The 22,324-nt window shown below is 40.0% G+C and carries 19 protein-coding genes; 6 read left to right on the plus strand and 13 right to left on the minus strand.

The window, feature by feature from the left end; translation table 11 throughout:
• Nucleotides 1-5: 5 nt before the first annotated feature.
• The gene (locus LACDD01_RS11485) at nt 6-737 is read right to left on the minus strand and encodes an epoxyqueuosine reductase QueH (protein ID WP_082779260.1); all 732 of its coding nucleotides are present in this window, start codon (nt 735-737) and stop codon (nt 6-8) included.
• Nucleotides 738-925: 188 nt separating this feature from the next.
• On the opposite strand from LACDD01_RS11485, the gene LACDD01_RS12625 reads away from it, so the two are divergent.
• From LACDD01_RS12625 to gatD, 3 genes are all read left to right on the plus strand, one after another.
• Nucleotides 926-1,045, plus strand: a complete 120-nt coding sequence (locus LACDD01_RS12625) for a putative holin-like toxin (RefSeq protein ID WP_338404195.1) — start codon at nt 926-928, stop codon at nt 1,043-1,045.
• A gap of 265 nt (nt 1,046-1,310) precedes the next feature.
• Nucleotides 1,311-2,660: a lipid II isoglutaminyl synthase subunit MurT gene (gene murT / locus LACDD01_RS03225; protein ID WP_019293528.1), complete on the plus strand. Its 1,350-nt coding sequence runs from the start codon at nt 1,311-1,313 to the stop codon at nt 2,658-2,660.
• Nucleotides 2,660-3,451 carry a lipid II isoglutaminyl synthase subunit GatD gene (gene gatD / locus LACDD01_RS03230; protein ID WP_004257838.1) on the plus strand — a complete coding sequence of 264 codons (792 nt, stop codon included), beginning with the start codon at nt 2,660-2,662 and terminating at the stop codon, nt 3,449-3,451. The genes murT and gatD overlap by 1 nt, the downstream gene beginning before the upstream one ends.
• 33 nt (nt 3,452-3,484) lie before the next feature.
• Here gatD and LACDD01_RS03235 read toward each other — a convergent pair whose 3' ends face one another.
• From LACDD01_RS03235 to LACDD01_RS03255, 5 genes are all read right to left on the minus strand, one after another.
• Nucleotides 3,485-6,142 (minus strand): FtsX-like permease family protein, encoded by a 2,658-nt coding sequence (locus LACDD01_RS03235; protein WP_061413191.1) that lies wholly within the window; start codon nt 6,140-6,142, stop codon nt 3,485-3,487.
• A 4-nt stretch (nt 6,143-6,146) separates the two neighbouring features.
• The gene (locus tag LACDD01_RS03240) at nt 6,147-6,848 is read right to left on the minus strand and encodes an ABC transporter ATP-binding protein (protein ID WP_061413192.1); all 702 of its coding nucleotides are present in this window, start codon (nt 6,846-6,848) and stop codon (nt 6,147-6,149) included.
• A gap of 113 nt (nt 6,849-6,961) precedes the next feature.
• Nucleotides 6,962-7,786, minus strand: coding sequence for an ammonia-dependent NAD(+) synthetase (nadE, locus tag LACDD01_RS03245; RefSeq protein WP_061413193.1), 825 nt, complete (start codon nt 7,784-7,786; stop codon nt 6,962-6,964).
• A 2-nt stretch (nt 7,787-7,788) separates the two neighbouring features.
• A complete protein-coding gene (locus LACDD01_RS03250) occupies nt 7,789-8,277 on the minus strand; it encodes a GNAT family N-acetyltransferase (RefSeq protein ID WP_061413194.1) in 489 nt (162 codons plus the stop codon).
• A 4-nt stretch (nt 8,278-8,281) separates the two neighbouring features.
• Entirely contained in the window at nt 8,282-9,745 is a 1,464-nt protein-coding gene (locus LACDD01_RS03255) for a nicotinate phosphoribosyltransferase (protein ID WP_019293534.1), read from the minus strand.
• Between the two features lie 267 nt (nt 9,746-10,012).
• Here LACDD01_RS03255 and LACDD01_RS03260 point away from each other — a divergent pair, with 267 nt between their 5' ends.
• Nucleotides 10,013-10,600 (plus strand): nicotinate-nucleotide adenylyltransferase, encoded by a 588-nt coding sequence (locus tag LACDD01_RS03260; RefSeq protein ID WP_061413195.1) that lies wholly within the window; start codon nt 10,013-10,015, stop codon nt 10,598-10,600.
• Nucleotides 10,601-10,614: 14 nt separating this feature from the next.
• On the opposite strand, the gene rnr is transcribed toward LACDD01_RS03260, so the two are convergent.
• The 7 genes from rnr to LACDD01_RS03290 all read right to left on the minus strand — a co-directional run bounded on the left by rnr (nt 10,615) and on the right by LACDD01_RS03290 (nt 20,611).
• On the minus strand, nt 10,615-12,639 hold the full coding sequence (rnr, locus tag LACDD01_RS03265) for a ribonuclease R (RefSeq protein ID WP_255357180.1): 2,025 nt from the start codon (nt 12,637-12,639) through the stop codon (nt 10,615-10,617).
• A 57-nt stretch (nt 12,640-12,696) separates the two neighbouring features.
• A complete protein-coding gene (locus LACDD01_RS03270) occupies nt 12,697-13,809 on the minus strand; it encodes an NAD(P)/FAD-dependent oxidoreductase (protein WP_019293536.1) in 1,113 nt (370 codons plus the stop codon).
• 84 nt (nt 13,810-13,893) lie between these two features.
• Nucleotides 13,894-14,418: a dihydrofolate reductase family protein gene (locus LACDD01_RS03275; protein ID WP_061413197.1), complete on the minus strand. Its 525-nt coding sequence runs from the start codon at nt 14,416-14,418 to the stop codon at nt 13,894-13,896.
• Between the two features lie 128 nt (nt 14,419-14,546).
• On the minus strand, nt 14,547-14,714 hold the full coding sequence (locus tag LACDD01_RS11790) for a hypothetical protein (RefSeq protein ID WP_019292557.1): 168 nt from the start codon (nt 14,712-14,714) through the stop codon (nt 14,547-14,549).
• 18 nt (nt 14,715-14,732) lie between these two features.
• Nucleotides 14,733-16,046 carry a GTPase ObgE gene (gene obgE / locus LACDD01_RS03280; protein WP_014024644.1) on the minus strand — a complete coding sequence of 438 codons (1,314 nt, stop codon included), beginning with the start codon at nt 16,044-16,046 and terminating at the stop codon, nt 14,733-14,735.
• Nucleotides 16,047-16,298: 252 nt separating this feature from the next.
• Nucleotides 16,299-19,436: an AAA family ATPase gene (locus tag LACDD01_RS03285; protein ID WP_061413198.1), complete on the minus strand. Its 3,138-nt coding sequence runs from the start codon at nt 19,434-19,436 to the stop codon at nt 16,299-16,301.
• Nucleotides 19,437-19,438: 2 nt separating this feature from the next.
• On the minus strand, nt 19,439-20,611 hold the full coding sequence (locus LACDD01_RS03290; protein WP_061413199.1) for an exonuclease SbcCD subunit D: 1,173 nt from the start codon (nt 20,609-20,611) through the stop codon (nt 19,439-19,441).
• A 185-nt stretch (nt 20,612-20,796) separates the two neighbouring features.
• Between LACDD01_RS03290 and LACDD01_RS03295 the strand changes: the two genes are divergently transcribed.
• The gene (locus tag LACDD01_RS03295; RefSeq protein WP_061413200.1) at nt 20,797-21,258 is read left to right on the plus strand and encodes a GNAT family N-acetyltransferase; all 462 of its coding nucleotides are present in this window, start codon (nt 20,797-20,799) and stop codon (nt 21,256-21,258) included.
• Between the two features lie 102 nt (nt 21,259-21,360).
• Nucleotides 21,361-22,302 carry a UbiA family prenyltransferase gene (locus tag LACDD01_RS03300; protein ID WP_061413201.1) on the plus strand — a complete coding sequence of 314 codons (942 nt, stop codon included), beginning with the start codon at nt 21,361-21,363 and terminating at the stop codon, nt 22,300-22,302.
• The last annotated feature ends 22 nt before the right edge of the window (nt 22,303-22,324 follow it).

Here is a 22,324-nt window from a genome sequence, read left to right on the forward strand (position 1 = left end):
CTTTTTTATTTTTTGTCGCCTACTTTATTTATAAACTTTACAGCACTTCTATTAATTTCTTTAAGGTCAATTCCTTGTTGACGTGCTGCAAAGACACAGCCACAATAGCATTGGCGGTAAATATCGTATTCTTTGCACATCTCTACGGAACGTTTCCAGCCGTTGTTTTTCTTAAAGTCACTAGGCAAGTATTGGACAGCATAGATTTTTTGCATATCTAAGCCTATTTCATTTATGAGTCGGCCGTTCTTTTTGGGGCTGAGCGTGAGTGCCGAACCAAAATAATCATAACCTAACTCTTGGGCTTTCTCTGCGACAATATCTAAACGCATTTGAAAACAAGCTGTGCAACGCGAACCACCTTCGGGTTCTTCTGCGAGTTGATGTAATTTGACCATCTGCATAAATTTATTGGGTTCATAAGGTGCCGCAATAAACTGAACATTATTTCCTGTTTTTACATTAAAGTCTTGAACAAAATCAGCCTGCACTTTCTCACGCCTTTCGTACTCGGCACGAGGATGAATATTCGAGTTCGAAAAATAAATTGTCACATCAGCATTTTGACAAAGATATTCTAAACTATAAGTTGAACAGGGTGCACAACAGGAATGAAGCAAAATTTTGGGCCGAAGACCTTCAGCCTCCCAGCTTTCACGCATTTTTTGATAAACCCGATCATAATTTACCTTTTGATTAGGATTCATCTTTTGTAGGATTTCAGTCGCATTTTTCATGCTTTTATTTTAGCATATTTTGAAGATGTCTTGCTTGTAGTTTAATAACAGTGAAATTTAGGTCTTTCATTTTTAAGGTTTTTATATTATACTAAGAGGAGGAACTCTCAAAACTCCTACACCCCGCTCTTGGCAATGTCCAAGAGCTTTTTTTTGTTGTAATTATACTATAACATGGTAGCTTTATCGTGAGCTGGCCTCACAAAAACGAAAGGCGACAATTTTTGTCGATATATAAAACACTCTCATTGATGATCGCATTTGCGTTATTGATGATTACAGTGGTTAATAAAAACGATAAAAAATAACGTCCAACTTTAGCAGGGCAGACGTTATTTTAACATGAATCTTGCTACCGTTCTTAATACGGCTACAGGGGACTTGTTAGCGCAAGTCCTTTTCTTTATACTTATTATAACATCATGCTCTCCTAAGAACAAGAAAAACGAAAAATCTGATGAAGTTAGAACACCCCACACAACTTCTTATTACCTTGTTTATCAGCAAAAAAATATCTTTTCCAATGAGAAGTTTATCCTCCTCCACACTGCAATATATGGTATAATATCATTTATGACTATGAAAACTTCATTCGCAACTTTAGCAGGAAAGAGTTCACGCTTAGTTTTAGAGAAAATCTTTAAGCGTGGAAGTACGCTTCCTGGTAAGATTGCTTTAAAATTTGATCCTGAAATTTTAGCTACATTAACAAAAGATTATGAAATTATCGTTGTGACAGGGACCAATGGTAAAACTTTGACCACAGCGCTCACTGTCGGTATACTCGAAAAAGCTTTTGGAAAAGTTGTCACAAATACTTCTGGTGCCAATATGATTACCGGGATTACTGCTACTTTCTTGACAGCGCCTAAGGTTAAAAAAGGGAAAAAAGGCTTTGCTGTTCTGGAGATTGATGAAGCATCACTGCCAAAAATCACCGAATATATCAAGCCTTCACTTTTTGTTTTCACAAATATTTTCCGCGACCAAATGGACCGTTACGGCGAGATTTATACAACTTATGACTTTATCGTCAAGGGAGCCGCTAATGCACCTGAAGCCACTGTTCTTCTCAATGGTGATAGCCCGCTCTTCCATTCACGGACTTTGGTAAATCCTGTCAAGTATTATGGTTTTGACCATGAAAGTCATGCGCCTGAACGTGCGCATTATAATACTGAAGGGGTTGTTTGTCCGGAATGCCATCATATCTTAGATTATAAGCTCAATACTTATGCTAACCTTGGCGATTACATCTGCCAAAGCTGCGGTTTCAAACGTCCTGAGCTGGATTATCGTGTTTCTGAGCTCACAGAAATCACCAATACTTCTTCTCAGTTTGTCATTGATAATCATTCTTATAAAATCAACGTGGGTGGACTCTACAATATCTACAACGCTCTTGCTGCTGTTTCTGTCGCTGAATTTTACGGCGTACCTGCTGAAACTATCAAGGCAGGTTTCGAACAATCTAAAGCCGTCTTTGGCCGTCAAGAAACCTTTAAGATTGGCGATAAATCCGCTACTATTGTCCTGATTAAAAATCCTGTTGGAGCAAACCAGGCGCTGGAAATGATGAAACTTGCTGATTATCCATTTACCTTGGTTAGCTTGCTCAATGCCAACTATGCTGACGGTATTGACACAAGCTGGATTTGGGATGCTAACTTTGAGCTGGTCCATGACATGGATATTGACCAAATCTTTGTTGGTGGTGTCCGCCATAGTGAAATGGCTCGTCGTTATCGTGTTTCTGGATTTGACGAAAGCAAAATTCATGAACTTGAGTCGCTACCCCAAATCCTTGATGCCCTCAAAAATGAAGCAGATCAGCACATCTATATCCTAGCAACCTACACTGCAATGTTAGAAATGCGTGAGTTGCTTGCACAAAACAAGATGATTGGAAAGGAGATGCACTAATGGTTTATACTTCTTTAACATCAAATTTAGAAAATCCTAAATACAACCTTCATGTTGCCCATCTTTATGGGGACTTGATGAATACTTATGGCGATAACGGTAACATCCTCATGCTTAAGTATGTCGGCGAAAAATTAGGCGCTGAAATGACTTTTGATATTGTTTCCCTTGAAGATAGTTTTGATCAAGATTTTTATGACCTTGTCTTCTGGGGCGGTGGTCAAGATTATGAACAGGAAATCATCGCGGACAGCTTCAAAAATATCACAGCACCACTCAAATCCTATATTGAGGCTGAAAAGCCTATGCTTGCCATCTGTGGCGGCTATCAAATGTTAGGTCAGTACTATATCAATGCTGCTGGCAACAAGATTGACTGTACCGGTATCTTGCCGCACTACACCAAAAACCTTGGCAATGACCGTTTTATTGGCGATATTCAAATTCATAACGAAGAGTTTGGTGAAACTTATTATGGTTTTGAAAATCACTCGGGAATTACCTATCTTGGTGAAGGCGAAAAAGCTTTAGGTAAAGTGGTTTATGGTGGCGGGAACAATCCCGACGATGACACCGAAGGGCTCCACTATAAAAATACATTTGGCACTTACTTCCACGGTCCCATCCTTTCGCGCAATGCACGCTTGGCCTATCGCCTCGTCACAACTGCCTTATATCAAAAATACGGGCAAGACTTGGAACTTCCAGCCTTCGAGGAAATTCTCGCCCACGAAGAAAAAGGGCAACAAATCACAGATGCCAAACGTAAAGTTGAACATTACGAACATTAAACTAAAAAACTGTAGAATAAATCTACAGTTTTTTTAATCCACAGACTTTAATGCACCCAGCATATCGACATTTTTGAGTTTCAGATGGACGACAATACTTAAGCCTAAAGTTGTGGCTAGGGTAATGAGTGTTGAGAGCAACAGGTTACTCCATAACAGATTAGGATTAAACATAATCATGTCGGTCGGTAACATGGTAATAATCACATGATGGAAGTAAGCCCCTAAGCCAAAACCAGCTAATATTCCCATAAAGCTCAGTAAAATCGTCTCACGATAAATGTAAAGTGTAACTTCACGATCATAGAAGCCCAGTACTTTAATCGTTGACAACTCTCGAATTCGTTCAGAAACGTTGATATTGGTTAGATTGTAAATAACAACGATAGCCAATAGAATGGCACAACCAATAAGCACAAACATGACACTGTTGATACCGTGTAAAAAGGCGTCAATTGTATTTTGTAAATCACTATTTTGCGATACAGTGAGCGTCCCAGCATTTCGCATAAAGCCAGCCGCAGCTGCTTGACTTTTAGCCCTTGATGTATCTCGAAGCTTCAAGAGATGCGCATTTGCCTTTATCGGTGTTTCAAACAGCGCTTTATACTGGTTTTGATTCATAAAAACATAGTGCCCCATATACATCTCGGTAATACCTGCAACTTTTATTTTTACTGTTTTATCCTGATCATTTTTTAGCGAAATGGTCTGTCCAACTTTTACTCCAAGTAGTTCTGCCAGTTTTTCACTTATTACTGCGCCTTCTTTTGGTAATGCCAGTTTCTCCTGACTTACACGATTACGCAGTGTTACAAACTGCTTAAAGTTTTCTTCCTTCTCCGGAACCATTAAACTAATATCCTGGCGATTATCGTTAATCGTTTGATGCAGTTGTTCAAAGTGAACAGGAGCATAAGACTTAATATTGTCTGACTGTAAAAACTGGTCAAGTTCATCTTGCTCCTGTTTATTCAAGTTATCCTGAGAAACCGCAAGCATATTGTAGTGTAAAATTTCACCAAACTGTCGTTGACTCAACCCTGAGATAGAATCACGGATACCAAAGCCCATAACAAGAAGTGCTGTACATCCCGCAACCCCAACAATAGTCATCAACATTCGCTGTTTGTAACGGAAAAGGTTACGTGCTGTCACTTTATAAGTAAAGCTCATACGATTCCAAATCGGCTTGATTCTCTCCAAGAAAATACGCGAACCTGCTTTAGGTGGTTTGGCTAAGAAAAGTGCCGCTGGTGCGCCACGCAACTCAGCTTGAGCCACCAAATAAGCGGGAAAAACGGTACAGGCAAGCGCAATAACAAAGGAAACAAGCGTCCAGAAAGGTGAAAAAGTCAAAATCAATCCTGAAAATGTAGAGGAAGCCGAATAAGCGTTAAATACCACATGAGGAAGCACAACGTGACCTAAAATAACACCTACAGTTGCACCCGCACAGGCTGAAACAGCTCCATATACGATAAATTTTTTCCGAATTTGAGCATTGGTGTAACCCAAAGCTTTAAGTAAGCCCATATTGCCTCGTTCTTCTTCCACGAAACGTGTCATCGTCGTTAAACTGACAAGAACGGCGATCGCAAAGAGCACGACCGGAAAAATGTTTGAAAGGGCATCGATACGAGTGGAATTATCAACAAAGGTTTGATAGCCCGGGTTTCCTTCTTTTCGATTATTTACGGTATATTCTGGAGCTTCAAGCGCTGCTAGTTTATCTCTCTGTTCTTGCAGTTGAGTTTTACTTTCTACAAGTTTTGCTTTACCCGTATTCAATCTTTCCTGCAGGGCTTGAAGTTGAGGATTTTCACCAGCTAGAGCTTTTTGTTGATTAAGCGCATTCTGTGATTCTTGCAGTTTTATTTCTTCTGCTTTCAGTTTATCTTGGGCTTGATTTAGCTGGGCTAATGGCTCTTCTCTTATCTCCGCTAAACGCTTTTCAGGTTGTCCTTCCAAAAGATTTTTAAGCTTTCGTTGGTAATAGTCTGAGCGTTCCGTAAATTGTAGATCATATGGACTAAGGCCTTGCATGCTTTTGAAACTCAAGCGTGCAATCATATACACATCTGACTGAAAAGTTTCAGGAGGAACAACGGCATAGCCGTTAAGCTGTCCCGTTCCTATATTGGTCGGACCGTATAGACTTTTATCAACAAATTCACTTGATTTGACAAAACCGACCAGCTTAAACTCATGGTTTTTTAGAAGATATGATCCCTCATTTTTTTCTTCGGTTACGCGGATTGTATCACCAAGCTTGTACTTGTCTTGATAGAGAAAATCAAGGGCAATTTCATTGCTTTTTTGGGGCATTTTTCCTGCAATGAGCTCATAAGTCGAAAGGTTGTCCGCTTGCGAGAAAATACGCAAGGAAGTTTTCTTATCGGGCAGCAAAACATCACGAAAATAGCCAAAATCCACCGTTTTGAGTCCATCTGCCTGGCGAATAAGCGCTTGGTCCGATGCATTTAAACCCATCGTTGAGGTAACACTCAAATCTGCCAAGTGATGCCGCGCATAGAATTCCTCAGCCGTTGCCCTCATATTTGGCCCAGACATTTTTAAACCGACAAAGGCAAAGACCCCTAAAGCCATGAGGGAGAAAATAGATATGAAACGTCCAAAGGATCCAGTAATCGACCGTCTTATATTTTTATTGAGGGTTTTTGTTTTCATCGAATCACCACTCAATCGTTTCGATATCTGATGGACTGTCGTTGACCGTAATCTCCTTGACCCGACCATCATGGACATGAATGATACGGTCCGCAATTTGACTAATGGCAGCATTATGGGTCACAATAATCACTGTTGCACCCTGAACGCGCGACATGTCTTGCAGTATTTTCAGTACATGCTTGCCTGTTTGATAGTCTAATGCTCCGGTTGGTTCATCACAGAGAAGGATTTTGGGATTCTTAGCGATAGCACGCGCAATAGCCACACGTTGTTGTTCTCCCCCCGAAAGTTGTGAGGGAAAATTATCCAAGCGATGACCCAAGCCGACATTTTGAAGAACTTCTACAGGATCAAGCGCATTTTCGACAATCTCTGAAGCCAGTTCAACATTTTCCTTGGTCGTCAAATTATTAATCAAGTTATAAAATTGAAAAACAAAACCAACATCACGTCTACGGTAAGTAATCAGTTCTTTAGCAGACAGCTCAGCAATATTTACACCATCAATTATCACTTGCCCTTCATCACTCGAATCCATGCCGCCTAAAATATTTAAGATTGTGGACTTACCCGCACCTGACGTTCCTAGGATAACTGCCAGTTCTCCTTTCTCAATCGCAAAGTTTACGTGATCATTGGCATAGATTTTTTCTCCACCAGATTGATAGATTTTTGATTCATCTTTTATCTCAATATAGGACATAATATCCCTCCTGTAAGCGTTTATATTACTCTATTATATCATACTCTCAACCCTCATTTTATTGATTTACGTATAAAAAAACGCCAGCCTAAGCGCTCACGTCTTTTTATATATTATTTCCAAAAATCATCAAAAACGGTAATAGGTAAGTGACGTTTGTGTTCCGTTTTAAGATACCAATTTTCGATTTTTTCTTGTGCCTCGGGGCTGATTGATCGTCCTTCTGTATAGTTGTCGATATCCTCATAAGTCACGCCCAGAGCAACTTCGTCTGCCAAACCGGGCTTACCATCTTCCAAGTCTGCTGTTGGAACTTTTTCATAAAGAGAAGGTTCGGCACCCAAAGCAGCGAGCAACTTTTTACCTTGACGTTTATTGAGACGGAAGAGCGGCAACAGATCAGCGCCACCATCACCAAATTTCGTATAAAAGCCAGTAATATTTTCAGCTGCATGGTCTGTTCCCAAAACAGCACCTTGCATCCCTCCAGCAATCCCATATTGACTAATCATGCGTTGACGGGCTTTGATATTTCCTTTGTTAAAGTCAGAAACCTCCACACCAGTCGCTTCTAAAGCCGCAACTTGAGCATCAACAGCTTCTTTGATATTCACCACTAAACTTTTATCTGGTTTAATAAAGTCCAGTGCTCTTTGCGCATCCTCTTCATCTGCTTGTGTACCATAAGGCAGACGAATAGCTACAAATGTATAAGCTTCGTTTCCCGTTTCTGCACGCATTTCTTCCATGGCAATCTGTGCCAAGCGGCCAGCCAATGTTGAATCTTGCCCTCCAGAAATTCCTAAAACATAGGTTTTAATAAACGGATATTTCTTTAAGTAGTCTTTGAGGAAATCCACTGATTTACGGATTTCTTCTTGTGCATCGATTGTTGGTTTAACACCTAGTTCTTTGATAATTTTTTCTTGTAAAGACATATTCACTCCAAAATTTTAGCCATATAAAATTCATCAACCCATTCATCATTGATTTTAAGAGATTGGCTACGTACTCCTTCAATCACAAAACCGTTTGTTTTATAACATGAAATAGCTGCACTGTTGTTCATTGCCACTGTGAGTTCTAAACGTGAAACTCCTTCTTTACGTGCCCATTCTTCTAAAGCTGCAAAGAGCCGGCTCGCAATCCCTTGACGACGATAATCCTTAAGTACAGCAATGACAATTTTAGCACAATGTCTATTGCGACGGTAAGTGCCACGGTAGGCAGCTAAGAAGGCAACTAATTCGCCTTGATCATTGTCCGCACCCATCAAAAAGTCCGTTGAGGCAACTTGATTGGCTAATTCATGAAGTTTAGTTTTATGTTCGTCCGGTTCAACCAGCATAAAGTTATTTTCTTGAAAAATTTCCATTTGGAGCTGACCAAATGCTTCAACATGTCCTAATTCAATATTTTTTATTCTCATAGTATCAATCCAATTTCATTCCAGAAACCTTGGTGCGTACTTGACTAATCAAACGCATCTTATGGTTCCATAATTCTTGTGATAAGTCAACGGGATATGGTTGGGGATTGAGGTTGCGCTTATATTCATCCCAAAGTTCGGTCAAGTTGGCTTCAGCAAAAGTTTTGATTTCTTCTAAGGTAGGCAAAGGATAAACTTGCTGGCCTTTGACAAAAATTTCTTTAAGTAGGGGTTTAGCAGTAAAGTCACGTACATTTTTATTAATAAAGGTATGCACGGGATGGAACATATAGATTTCCTCACTCTGGTCTGGTCTTTCACCGTCAAAAGTAATATAATCACCTTCAGACTTACCGTCACTTTCTCTTGTGATACGCCAAATTTGCTTTTTCCCAGGCGTGGAAACTTTCTCTGCGTTGCTCGACAGTTTGATGGTGTCTTGCATTTCGCCCTGATCATCCTCCATTGAGACGAGCTTGTAGACAGCACCAAGCGCAGGCTGATCATAAGCCGTGATGAGCTTGGTACCTACACCCCAAACATCAATCTTCGCTCTCTGCATTTTCAAGTTTAGGATTGTTGACTCGTCCAAGTCATTTGAAGCATAGATTTTGGCATCAGTAAAGCCAGCTTCATCCAGTTGCTTACGTACTTTTTTCGAGATATAGGCCATATCACCAGAGTCAATGCGGACACCTTGGAAATTGATTTTGTCACCAAATTCACGTGCCACACGAATAGCTGCCGGAACACCAATGTTCAAAGTATCATATGTATCCACAAGGAAGACACAATCTTTATGTGTCTGTGCATAAGCTTTAAAAGCTTCATAATCGTTGCCATAGCTCTGAACTAAAGCATGAGCATGTGTTCCGCTTGGTTTAATGCCAAAAATCTTAGCCGCACGCACATTACTTGTGGCATCTGCACCACCAATATAGGCCGCACGTGTCCCCCAAATAGCAGCGTCCATTTCTTGGGCACGGCGTGTACCAAACTCAAGCAAAGGATCATCACCAATCACAGACTTGATGCGTGAAGCCTTGGTTGCAATCAGTGTTTGGAAATTAATGATATTGAGGACAGCCGTTTCGATAAGCTGACATTCAGCCAGCGGTCCTTCTATCTGAACCAAAGGTTCGTTGGCAAAAACGAGTTCTCCTTCTTGGACAGAGCGGACTGTACCTGTAAAGCGAAGCTGTGCCAGATAGTCCAAAAAATCCTCAGGATAATCTAAATCACGGAGATAAGAAATATCTGTTTCGGTAAATCTTAGATTGTTCAAGTAGTTAACCATGCGTTCCAGACCTGCAAAAATAGCATAGCCGTTTTCAAAAGGCATTGAACGGAAAAAGACTTCAAAAACAGAATTGCGATTATGACGTCCAAGCTCCCAATAGGTCTGCATCATATTTATTTGGTAAAGATCTGTATGTAAAGTTAAACTATCGTCTGGATATAGTGACATGGTGACTCCTTTTATGAGTGACAAATTATATTCTAACTCTATTTTAACAAAATTTGACGGTAAATTGTATTGTCATCACCTTTATTTACAAATATTCAGGGACATTTCTATATTCATGTTGAAATTATCTCAATGCTTCTTAAATTCTTCATGAGTTTAAACTCAATAAATTATTATTTTCTTATTTGAAAATGCTCATGTGACTGATGAAAGTGGGCTTTTCTGGTATAATATGAAAAGAATTAAAAAGGAGCTATATATCCACTAATGGAACAAGCAAAAAGAAATAAAATCGGAATTTTGGGCGGTAACTTTAACCCGGTCCACTTTACCCATCTGATGATGGCTGATCAGGTCGCTCAACGTCTTGAATTAGATAAAGTTTGGCTCATGCCCGAGGCTCTTCCTCCCCATATTGATGATAAAAAAACAATCTCGGCTGAGCATCGTGTGAAAATGCTGGAGCTGGCGATTGCAGATAGTCCACGCTTATCGCTTGAGTTGGGAGAAGTTGCACGTGGTGGGAAATCTTACACCTATGACACGATGAAGCATCTCACTCAAGCTTATCCAGATACTGATTTTTATTTTATCATTGGTAGCGATATGGTGGAATATCTTCCGAAATGGTACAAGATTGATGCCTTACTTGACTTGGTTCAGTTTGTTGCTGTTCAACGTTCAACTGAAGCTATTGAAAGTCTTTATCCTGTCCAATGGGTGGACTTACCTCTTTCTTTTGCTTCCAGTACTTCTTTACGTAAGATGTTTAAAGATGGAATCGAGCCGGTTTACCTCATGCCTCAATCTGTTATCGATTATATTAAAAAAAATAAGCTCTATCTTGAAGGATAGAACTTTTTTTATTATTATTCAATAATTTCTTCAAAATCAACGGTTCCCTTACGTTTATTGGCTGAAATGACACGAATTTTTAGGACATCCCCCATACGATAAGTTTTCTCAGATTTTTTACCTTTAAAGATATCTTCTTCTTCATCGAATTCAATGGCTTCTTCAACACCTGTGTGAAGATTGACCGTACGAATCAAACCTTGAACCGTATTATCAAGTTCCATGAAGAGGCCAAATTTTTGAACACCAGTTACGGTTGCTGAGTAAACTTCACCGATATGATCTTGCATGTACTCTGCTTTTTTCATAGCATCCACGATTCGTTCCGTCACAACTGCGCGATGTTCCATATCAGAAGACTGTTTAGCGATTTCAGGTAAACATTCTTTCCATTCTTCTTTCGTACGGTTTGAGTGATCTTTTGGATAAAGATGAAGTAAACGGTGCACGATCAAGTCCGGATAACGACGAATCGGACTGGTAAAGTGGGTGTAGTCTGTCGCAGCTAATCCATAGTGCTGTGTATTTTTTTCTGAATACAGAGCTGTCGACATCGTGTGGCGTAATTGATACGTTAGTGTTTTTTCAAAAGCTGTTCCTTTAATCTCTTCCGCAAAGTAATTTACAGCTTCATGAGAGTTTGAACTCAAGCTAAAGCCCGCATCAGCAGCCTTTTCCATTAATTTAGCAAATGCTTTTTCTTTCGGCTTGTCATGTACGCGGTAAAGTGACGGCAATTTTTTCTTTTGGAAATCAAGGGCAACAGTTTCGTTGGCTGCCAACATGAAGGATTCAATCATACGTTCTGCTGTACCACGTTCACGTTTCACAACATCAATCGCATGTCCTTTTTCATCCAAGATAACTTTTGCTTCACTTTCGTCAAATTCGATCATGCCACGTTGATGACGCATCTCTTCGAGTAGCGCGTGAAGTTCCCCAGCGATAGCGACAGAATCCACAATTTTAGGGAATTGCTCTAGACTTTCGCGATGTCCTTCTTGCCCTTTATTGAGCATCTTGTTTACTGTTGAATAAGTCATACGATAAGTTGTCTTAATCACAGACGGACCAATCTTATAATTGATAATTTTACCGGAATTATTGATTTCCATCACACAGGACATCGTCAACCGCTCTTGCGCTTCATTTAGTGAACAAAGATTATTGGACAGCTTAACAGGTAACATTGGCACGACACGATCGGTAACATAGACAGATGTAGCACGTGCAAAAGCCTCCTCATCCAAAGGTGAACCGTCAGTGACATAGTGAGAAACGTCAGCGATATGAACACCCAGTTCATAATTTCCGTTGTCTAACTTCTTAACATGAATGGCATCATCCAAGTCTTTAGAATCTTCGCCATCAATCGTATAAGTGATTTCTGAGCGATAATCATCACGCCCTGCAAAATCTTCTTCCGTTAATTCTTCTGGGATTGCTTCGGTCTGAGCCATTGTTTCTGCTGTAAATTCTTGCGGAATTTTCATAGCGCAAAGCACTTCCAAAATATCAATCCCCACATCATCCTTGTGTCCAATAATTTCTAACATTTGACCTTCAAATGCTTTATTTTCATCAGGATGTTGCGTTACTTTGACACGGACAACATCACCTTCTTGTACTTCAGGCAGCGGTTGCTTGATGTATAAAGGATCTGTGATTTTATCATTGTAGAGTTGAATCGTGCCTTTGTAGCCTGTAAGTTTGCTTTGACGGCTAGATAAGCTTTGATAGCTCCCAACAGTTTCCGTCACTGAACGTTTTGTGATTTTGATTATCTGTCCATCTGCACCACGTTTAGCATTTTTTTGATGAAGCACACGAACAAGGACTGTATCTCCATCCATTGCTGATTTGGTGAATTTTGGTGAGATGAAAATGTCATTACTCTTGTCAATCGCCTCGAGCGGGTTCACAAAGCCAAATCCCTTCGGATGCTTATGAAAAACGCCTTCAACTTCGTTTTTTTCTGGTGTATTAATAATTAAATCTGATATTTTTGCCATTGTTATCTTTCTGTTTTTTAAATCTATCTTTTCTATTATAACACACCCTACAAGACGTCTTTTGTTTTGAAATGTTTTTTAAGCTCATTCTTCTTTTTTATTCACATAGAGATTCATTTCCTTTTGATAATGGTTCATATCCCATTCTGAATTATCTGCATTTAAATGTTGTGCTAAAAGATAGGCAATGTAAGGTCCTGTAGTTAGTCCTGAGGAACCTAATCCACTCGCAATATTCAAACCTCTCTCTTGCACTATAGGGCCAAAGAAGGGAGCAAAATCAGCAGTGTATGCGCGGGTCCCGACACGGTAGCTATAAGCTGTGTCTGCAAAATAATCTTCCTTTAAGAAGGTCTGCACGCCTTTAGTCAGTTGTTCAAAAGCTTCTTGTGTCGGTTCTAAATCCCAACCTGCTTCATTTTCATGTGTTGCACCTAAGAGTAAACGGCCATTTTGAAAAGGAATCAGGTCGGCTTCACCTTCTAAGAAAGCAACCGGCCATTTCTCTGTTTCAAAATTGGTCTCAAAAGACAACAGTTGCCCTTTCTGGGGCGAGACCTTGGCTGTATAACCCAGTTGATCCAGTAAAGTTTTCAATGCTGGTCCCGGTGTCAAAACAAGTTCATCTACTTCCACCTCCTCTTGCACTGAAGTCACACGCCATTTTGCCTTCTCCTTCTTGACTTGGGCTTCTTCGCTTATTACACGAACACCGCGTGTTTGGGCACGTTCGCGAAGATGTTGCAAGTAAGCTTTTCCATCAAGTCGTGCGCCTCCAGAGATGTATAAGCTTTCGACAGGTTTTAGCAAAGGCAGCATGTCTGTCGTTTCTTCTTTGGTGAGATGGCGCACTTCCCCAATCTCTGGTGCCGTTGCACGTCGCTCTAAAGCTAGCTGTTCGAGGTCTTGAAGCGCTTGTGGACTTCTGACGAAGAGTGTCCCACACTTTTCGTAAATGTTTTCATCTAAACTCAAGTCTTTGACCAGTTGCTCAAAAAAGGCAGCACCATCTTTAGCTAAAGCATACCATTGTTTATTTCTTCGTTTGGACAGCCAAGGAGAAATAATCCCTGCACTGGCACCTGTCGCCTGATGTTTGCCAGAATCAAAAACTGTAATATCAAATTTTTCTGTATCTAAGTAATTGGCCAAGGTCATGCCGATGATGCCGCCACCAATAATCGCTATTTTTTTCATAAATTTATTATTCCATATGGAGTATTTTAAGTCAAATCCATATTTTAGCTTTAAAAATTTCCTAAGAGAGAAAATATATTTTAACTAACTTTTCGCTTTCGTTTTGCGCTTATAAGCCAATTCAACAAATTGTCCGTATCTTGTTGTTCCTTGTAACTCTAAGTCTGTCGCATAATTCCCTTGTGGAAAAAGCGGGATACCTTCTCCCAAAATAACTGGAGCAATTGTTACTTGGTACTCGTCGATAAGGTCACCTTCCATGAAATCCTTAATCAGCTGACCGCCACCAACTAACCAGATTTCTCCTTGAAGCTCTTTGACAAATGATGTTAGATTACTTGGATGCACAAACTTGATATTGGTTTTGTCTTCCCAAGTTTGTCTTGAAAATACATAAGTCATTTTATCCTCATAGGGCCATGTTTCTAACTTTTGATCTAAAAGCCATTGGTAAGTTCTGCTGCCCATGATAACAATATCTACAGATGAGAGAAATCGCGATATACCATTGTCTCCTTCTCCTTCAACAGCCATCAGCCAATCCAAATTATCCTGCTTATCAGCGATATACCCGTCTAATGTTTGGGCGATAAAAAGTTTTACTGCCATGTGTTCTCCTTTTCGTTTCTTAACTTGCTTCATTTAGCTTAGCAAGACTAAATTATAAATTCAAGCTAATTGCTCTTGTTTTCTCCCATGTTATAAAAATAAAAACCATGAAAAACATGGTCTTCTTTTTATTCATCTTCTTTTTCGTTTGTTTCTTGTGCAGCTTTAGAGAGGCGGAGTTTACCTGAGGGATTATATTTCTTAATCAAAGCATCAATCCGTTCATCTGTCCAAAAATCTGCTGAGGCAATAAATTCACCGTTTTCATCACGGTCAGAAATAATCTTAAAGCCCATCTCAATCCTCCTACGCTATTAATCTACAAATTCAAACTCAAATTTCTCGATACGTACCAAATCACCATCACGTGCACCTGCTGCACGAAGTTGTTCATCAACACCCATTGAACGGAGTTGACGCGCAAATTTCATGACAGATTCGTCACGGTCAAAGTTAGTCATCTTGAAGAGTTTCTCAAGCTTAGTACCAGACAAGCGCCAAGCGGCATCATCGTCACGTGAAATACTGAATGGTTTTTCTTCTTCTTCAAAGCCATAGTATGCTTCTTCATCGATGAAGTCTTCGTCTTCATACAACAAGAATTCTGGTGTTTCAGCTAAGAGTTCACTTGTACGTGCCAACAGACCTTGCAAGCCTGTTTTTGTTAGACCAGAAACTTCAAAGATTTGAGGCATTTCTTGCCCTTCAGGTAGATTTTCAGCTAACTTTTTCTTGAAATCTGCAAGAATCTCTGGCGCATCTGGCATATCCATTTTGTTGGCCACAATCAATTGTGGACGTTCAAGCAAGCGAAGATTGTAACTTTCCAATTCCTTATTGATGGTTACATAATCTTCGTAAGGGTCACGTTCCTCGATGCCTGACATATCCAAAACATGCAAGAGAACTCGTGTACGCTCGATGTGACGTAAGAACTGAATCCCTAAACCTGCACCTGAGTGTGCGCCTTCAATCAGTCCAGGCATGTCCGCCATAACGAAACTGTCACCGTAGCCGATTTGGACCATACCAATATTTGGTGTGATTGTGGTAAAGTGATAAGCTCCAATCTTTGGTCGTGCATTAGAGACAACACTCAAAAGCGTTGATTTACCTACAGAAGGGAAACCTACTAAACCAACATCAGCAAGGACGCGCAATTCAAGCATAAGCCATTTTTGCTCCCCTGGCTCACCGTTTTCAGCAACTTCTGGTGCAGGGTTACGTGGTGTTGCAAAGCGAATGTTTCCACGTCCGCCACGACCACCTTTAGCAACGACAAACTCTTGACCTTTGTCAATCAAGTCCACAATTACTTGTCCTGTTTCATTGTCTTTGACTGTGGTTCCTTGCGGAACTTTAACAATCAAATCTTCTGCTCCACGTCCGTGCATCCCTTTGTTCATACCTTTTTCACCTGGTTTCGCACGGAAAATACGGTTGTATTTAAAGTCCATCAGAGTAGAAAGTCCTTCATCGACACGGAAGATAATATCACCACCGCGTCCGCCATCTCCACCAGCAGGACCACCGTCTGGTACATATTTTTCACGACGGAAAGCGACTGCTCCGTCTCCACCTTTACCAGCTCTTACTTCAATTCTAGCTGTATCTAAAAACAAGCTCATTTTTATTTTTCCTATTTCTTCCTAAAAGCATGCGCTCTTCTATTTGGTTCGAGTTCGATTTTCCAGCAGGACTAAACTTCATCATTTTTTACTGCTGTTTGCTGGAAAAGCTTTTTCCCATACATCCCACTCCACACTCCTTTGTGAGTAGAGTTTTGAACTCTACTATTTTACCATATTTCATTGTTTTTCTCAAAAGGCTACTTTGGAAAGCAGTCGGAACTTTTTATCTTGGTTTCTGACTAAAAGATTTTATTTCGAAAAGAGTTTTACCTGACTTCGTCCGTCTCCGACTTTTTCGACACGCAGTTGCTGTGCGATTGAATCTTTCATTTCTTCTACGTGACTGATAAGGCCAACAAGACGATTTTCTCCTATTTGTTCCAGCGCTGTCATGGCTTTTTGGAGTGTTTCTTGATCAAGTGAGCCAAATCCTTCATCGACGAAAAGTGCTTCTATTTGAACCCCTTGCGCAGAATTCTGGACTACTTCACTCAGTGCTAATGCTATTGACAGAGCAGCAATAAAGGTTTCTCCACCCGACAAAGTATTGGATGAACGTGAGGCGCCTGTCTCATTATCATAGATGCTGATGTCCAAGCCATGATCGCGCCTTTTATTGGCGGATTCTTTGGCCAACTCAAAGCGATAGCGGTTATTGGAAAGTTGATTGATGAAATGCTGGTTAGCATAAATCAAAACTTTTTCCAGATAATGTTGGACAACAAAGGTTTCAAGCTTGAGCTTATCTCCTGTTTTTCCTGCTATCGCATTGTAGAGCTTAGTCATTTCACGCGCCTTATCCGCTGCCTTTCCTTGTGTCTCAAGTATTTGTTCAATCTTAGCAACCGTTGTTTCGAGTTGTTGTCGTGTATTGGATAGCTCAATAACTGTCTTTTGCGCTTGGCTATAGCGCTCGTTTAGGGCTTGCTTTTCTTCTCTCAACTCAGTAAGATCAGGTCTTTGCTTACCGCTTAATTTTTCCTCATACTTTGCTAAAGCACGATTCAAGCGTTTCTCTTCAAGTTCATAAGTATTAATAAACTTGGAAATTTCAGGAAGTTTATCCTCTGCAAGCCAATTTTTCAGCGTGACTAAATCATTGGTCCAAGCATTTGGGGCTGCCAATGCTTTGTGGATAATGCGCTGTCCTTCTTGAAGCTTCAGTTTTTGCTCTTCAATACGCATCAGACGTTCTTCATGTTTTGCTTTCTGTTCTGCATAACGCTTTTCAAGGGCAATTATCTTCTCACGCACCTCTTGGCACTCTGTATAATAGTTATCGACTTCTTGGCGCAATATAACCTTCTGCTCTTTTAGAGCTTGACTGGATTGCAGTTGCCCAAACTCAGCTAAACTTTGAGCAACAGTTTCGAGCTGTGCCTTGACTTTATCGCTCTCCTGAAACAACCCTTGACGTTCAGCTTCTAAGTTTTCTACTAAAACAGACAGCTTGTCTTTTTCCAGAGAACGTTCTTTTTGTGCAGTGCTTTTCTGCCTATAACTGTCTTCTCGAGCTTGAAAAATGATATTGAGCTCTTGGCGACTAAACACTTTAGGAAAACTGCCTTCATGTGCCTGACAAAACTGACGGTAGGCTTGGTCAAACTTCTGCTCCATTTCTTGCAGTGTTTCAGCTTTTTCTGCAGCTTTTTTTTGAGCCATTTCAAGTTCGCTTTGAGCCTTTTCTTGCCTTTCTTCTGCAGCAGCAAAGGCTTCTTGAGCTTCGTCAACTTGTTGCATAGCTGCTTTTAAGTCATCGTCAGAAACATCAAGCTCAACATGTGATAAAGGATGTTCTGTAGCACCACAAACTTTACATGGTAAGCCATCTTCGAGTTCCTTTTGCAGTTGAGCAATCATGAGACTTTGGCGTAATTTTCGCTTTTCCTGATAACTTTTCTGTTTGAGCATGAAATCTTGCTGCAGTGTCGTAATGTTTACCTCAGCAAAGTTTAATTCCTTTTGTGCAAGTTGATTTTCTTGTTTTAAGCGCTCCAAATATTCTGCTAAGGGAGAAAGTTGCTGGTGAAAGTCCAACTTTAGACGACTTAAAGCATCTTTTTCCGCCTGCAAGATACTCTCATCAAGGATCTCTTTTTGTAATTGATCAAGTTTGACTTGTGCTTCTTTTAGGGGCACATCTGTCTCACTTTGCTTAAGCTGCAAGTGGACAATCTTTTTCTCCAAATCTTTTTTCTGCCGGATAAGTTTTTCTGCCTGCTCGGCTTGCGTAATCGTGCGAGTCAGCTCTTCAATATCCTTATCTTTTTCTCCAAATTCTGAAGCTTTCTGATCTAAGTCTTGCTCACGTTTTTTCACTTCTCCAAGTATTTTCTGCTCTTGCTCGGCTTTTGAGCGATAATCAGCTTCACGTACTTGGTTAGCTTCTAGTTCTTTTTCAACCTCTTCCAAGTCACGTAAAATATCCTTAAATTGTTGCGCCCAGCTGCGGGCTTCGTAGGCTTCTTTCTGTTGCTCATAGAGCGCTGCCTGCTCTGCTATTTTTTCCTGATATTCTTTTTGAGTCTTTTCTGCTTCAAGGAACTCTTGTTCCAGCAGCAAGGCATCTTCGTAAGCTTTATCGACAGTTTCTACTTGGTGCTGCGCTATTTTTGCTAAGTCACGAGCCTTGCTTTCTTGCATCTGCTTTTGCTCTAGAAATTCTGTCGCTTTTTCAAATTTTTCCTTATCTGGACATTCTTCCAAAGCCTTGGCTTCTTCCTCCGTCCAGACAGAAGAGCTATATTGGCTTTGCAAGATTGAATCAAGAGCTGCGTTTTCTTGATTGTTTTTTGTGTATTGATTCCGCACTTCCTCAGAAAAGACCGTAAAAATTGCCGTACCAAAAATTTTCTTCAGAATTTCTTCTTTTTCATTGGTGGCCGATTTTAAAAAACGTGAGAAGTCATTTTGTGGAAGTAAAATGATTTTCTTGAACTGCTCGGCGCTGAGATTTAAAAGACCATATATTTCACTGGCAACATCGACCGGTTTTGTAGCCAAACTGGCTTGCTCTGTGCCAAATACCCTGTCTACAATAGCTAAGCTGGCTTGACTTTTTTCCGTCTTAGTGCCTACTCCTCTTTTCTTAAAGACTTCTTGCTCGGGACAGCGTTGTACCTTATAAAGAAAGTTACCTTGCTCAAAATAGAAAGTCACTTCGGTACGTTGGTCTGGTTGTGCAAACTGGCTGCGCATTTCTCTCGCTTCACGATCTCCTGTCGTCTTGTCAAAAAGAGCATAAGTCATTGCATCAAAAATCGTAGATTTTCCGGCACCCGTATCGCCGCTAATCAAAAATAATGGTGCTTCATCTAAAGCTCTAAAATCAATTTCCGAGTGAGCATGAGGTCCGAAATAATTCATTTCTAAGTAAATTGGTTTCATGTCTACTTCTCCCCTCTCAAGTCAATAAAAGTTTCTTCGATAAAAGTTCGCTGAAATGGACTAAGTGACTCTCCTGCCACCTGTTGGTAGAAATTTTGCACGATTTCTTCTTCACTCATCATTTCCATATTTTGATGGGTTTCGTGCTCTATGATGCGTTCTTTATCTTCATAATCCAGTTCGACAATAGTGCCATAGATTTTCTGAAGTTGGGCACGTAAATTTTGCCCAGCATGAGCAAAGCGGTCAAAGTTTTTAATACATATAGCAAACCAAGCAGATTCTAAAGGTTGTTGCTGGTAAAACTCTGGATCAATAAGCGTTTCCCACTCTTCAGCAAGAGCAACCAAATCCGTCTGCGGTTGAATTTCGAAAAACTCAGTCTCAACCTTATCCGCCACATTTACGATATAATAGCCTTTTTTCGTTTTTGCTTCTTTGATATTAAATTTGACAGGACTTCCTGAGTAACGCACTGTCTCACTGGGTGAAGCATGATGTGTATGAATATGCCCCAAAGCAACGTAGTCAAAATCCACAAACTGCTGGACTGTGACAGTAGCTAGCCCCCCAGCTTTGGACTTGGTTTCACTTGTCAGCTCAATCTCCTGATCTGCAGAAGGGCTCACAGCAAAGTGAGTCACTAAAATTTGTTTTTTCTCAGGGTGAAAGGCTTCTCGCATTTTTTCAAGTACTAGTTCTAATGCCTGAGACAAGGTTTTAATTTCTTTCACTTCCTCTTCCGGCATACCCGCTTGTAAAAAATAAACACGCGCATCAGCTGGATCAAAGTAAGGAAGCAAGAACATTTGGATCTCCGCTGTTTCAATGGGTACAAAAGCTTCTTCTAATAATGTATTCAAATGCAGATGGTTAAATTCCATCCATTCACGCCCATAATTTAGTCGTCGTGCACCGTCGTGATTTCCCGAAATTGCATAAATAGGAAAATTCTCCTGAATATTCATTTCTCGCAGCATTTCGTTAAAGGTCGTCACAGCTGCTGCGCTCGGAACTGTCCGATCATAAAGATCTCCTGCAATGATGATACCGTCAACCTTTTCTTGCTTGGCTGCGGCCAGCATAATTTTAAAGGCGTGCTTTTGCTCTTCTAAAAGACTCCAACCGTTCAAGGTTCTGCCAATGTGCCAATCTGATGTATGTAAAAATTTCACTAATTTCAGCCCTTTTCTACTTTTTTCGCTTCCTCTATTATACCTCATAAAAGTTAAAGACAAAATAATGGGGAGATTTCCCATGTGGCCAATATTTATTCATCACTTCTTTATCCTCGCCTATGGTATAATTTAGGAAAAACTAGGCTCATCCATACCAGATATTTTTTAAATTAAGGAGAAATATGCTAAAACTTATTGAAATGACACAAGAAAGATTTCAACACTACATGCTCTCCGCCGTAGAAACCTTTGCTAAAGAAAAAGTCCTAAACGGTACTTGGACTGAAGAACAGGCTTTTTCAAAGGCTCAAGCAGAATACAATTTACTCCTGCCTGAAGGCCTCCAAACACCCAATAACTATTTTTATTCTATCCTTGAAAAGGGAGGAGTCATTGGTTATATTTGGACGGCTCAAAGTACAGACAATGCTCGAACTGCTTTTATTTACGATTTCGAAATTTATGAAGAATTTCAAAATCAAGGTTTCGGCTCTACGTCTCTTGAATTAATTAGTTTTCAAGCTAAACAACTTGGCTTTGCATCCCTAGCTTTACATGTCTTTGGAAGTAACTCTAGAGCTTTACACGTCTATAAAAAAATGGGTTTTGAAATTACTGATATTAATATGCAAAAAGAATTATAATTTAACTTTTTACTGAAGAGATTTGAGTACTTTAGCTTGGAGCACTGTCTATCTTTCTTTCCAACTAAGAATGCCTCTTTTTTTTGTGATATAATTCTCATTATGAACGTCAAAACATTTCTTAACTTTACAAGAATCCAAACCTTACCCGTGGCTCTGCTTTCACCACTTGCAGGAATTATGTTCTCGCTATGGTATTTTCACTCTTTTCATCTTTTACCCACCCTTCTTTTTCTGATCGGTCTTGCTGCCATCAATCTTTTTGTTTCCGCATGGAATAATTTGATGGACTACCATAAAGCGCTGGATCCAGAATATAAAACCCAGCAAAATATCATTAGCAATCGCAATATCAACCCTAAGTTAGCACTAAAAATTTGCCTGCTCTTTCTTTTCATCGATATCGTAGTTGGGCTTGCAGTTATGCTTATCACCAATCTTGCCATTTTACCCGTCGGCGGGCTTTGCTTTATTGTAGCAATCTTTTATACTTATGGCCCCTTTGCTTTCAGTCGCTTTCCTTTAGGTGAAATTTTAGCTGGCCTGTGTGAAGGATTTTTCGGTTTCTTTCTCGCTGTATATATTAATTCTTATGATTTACAGTACTTTTTCATTCAATTTGACGGCTGGAAAATGAACTGGACGTGGGATTTTTCCCAACTTCTTCCGATTGTTCTCATAGGTATTATGTGTTTCTGTCAGAACTTCAATGTCATGCTTTCCGATAACATTTGTGATTTGGAACAAGACATTCGCAATCAACGTTTCACCTTACCTTATTATCTTAAAATTCCTGCCAGCTTAGTACTTTATAAAGTCATGTATATCATTCCTGCTCTTTGTGTTAGTCTAGCGATAATCTTAGGTATCTTGCCTATATGGTCTGCCTTAATGCTGCTCATCCTCTTCGAGTTGATTCCTAATATGAAAAAATTCCTCCACAAGCAAGTCAAAAGCGAAACCTTTCATTATCAAATTAAAAATCTAATTCTTTACAATGGCAGCTTGGCTTTGACTCTGTTTATTGCTATTATCTTTAACTAAAAAAAAACGCTCCAACAGCTGG

Source organism: Lactococcus sp. DD01 (genome assembly GCF_001578715.1).
GTDB lineage: Bacteria > Bacillota > Bacilli > Lactobacillales > Streptococcaceae > Lactococcus > Lactococcus petauri.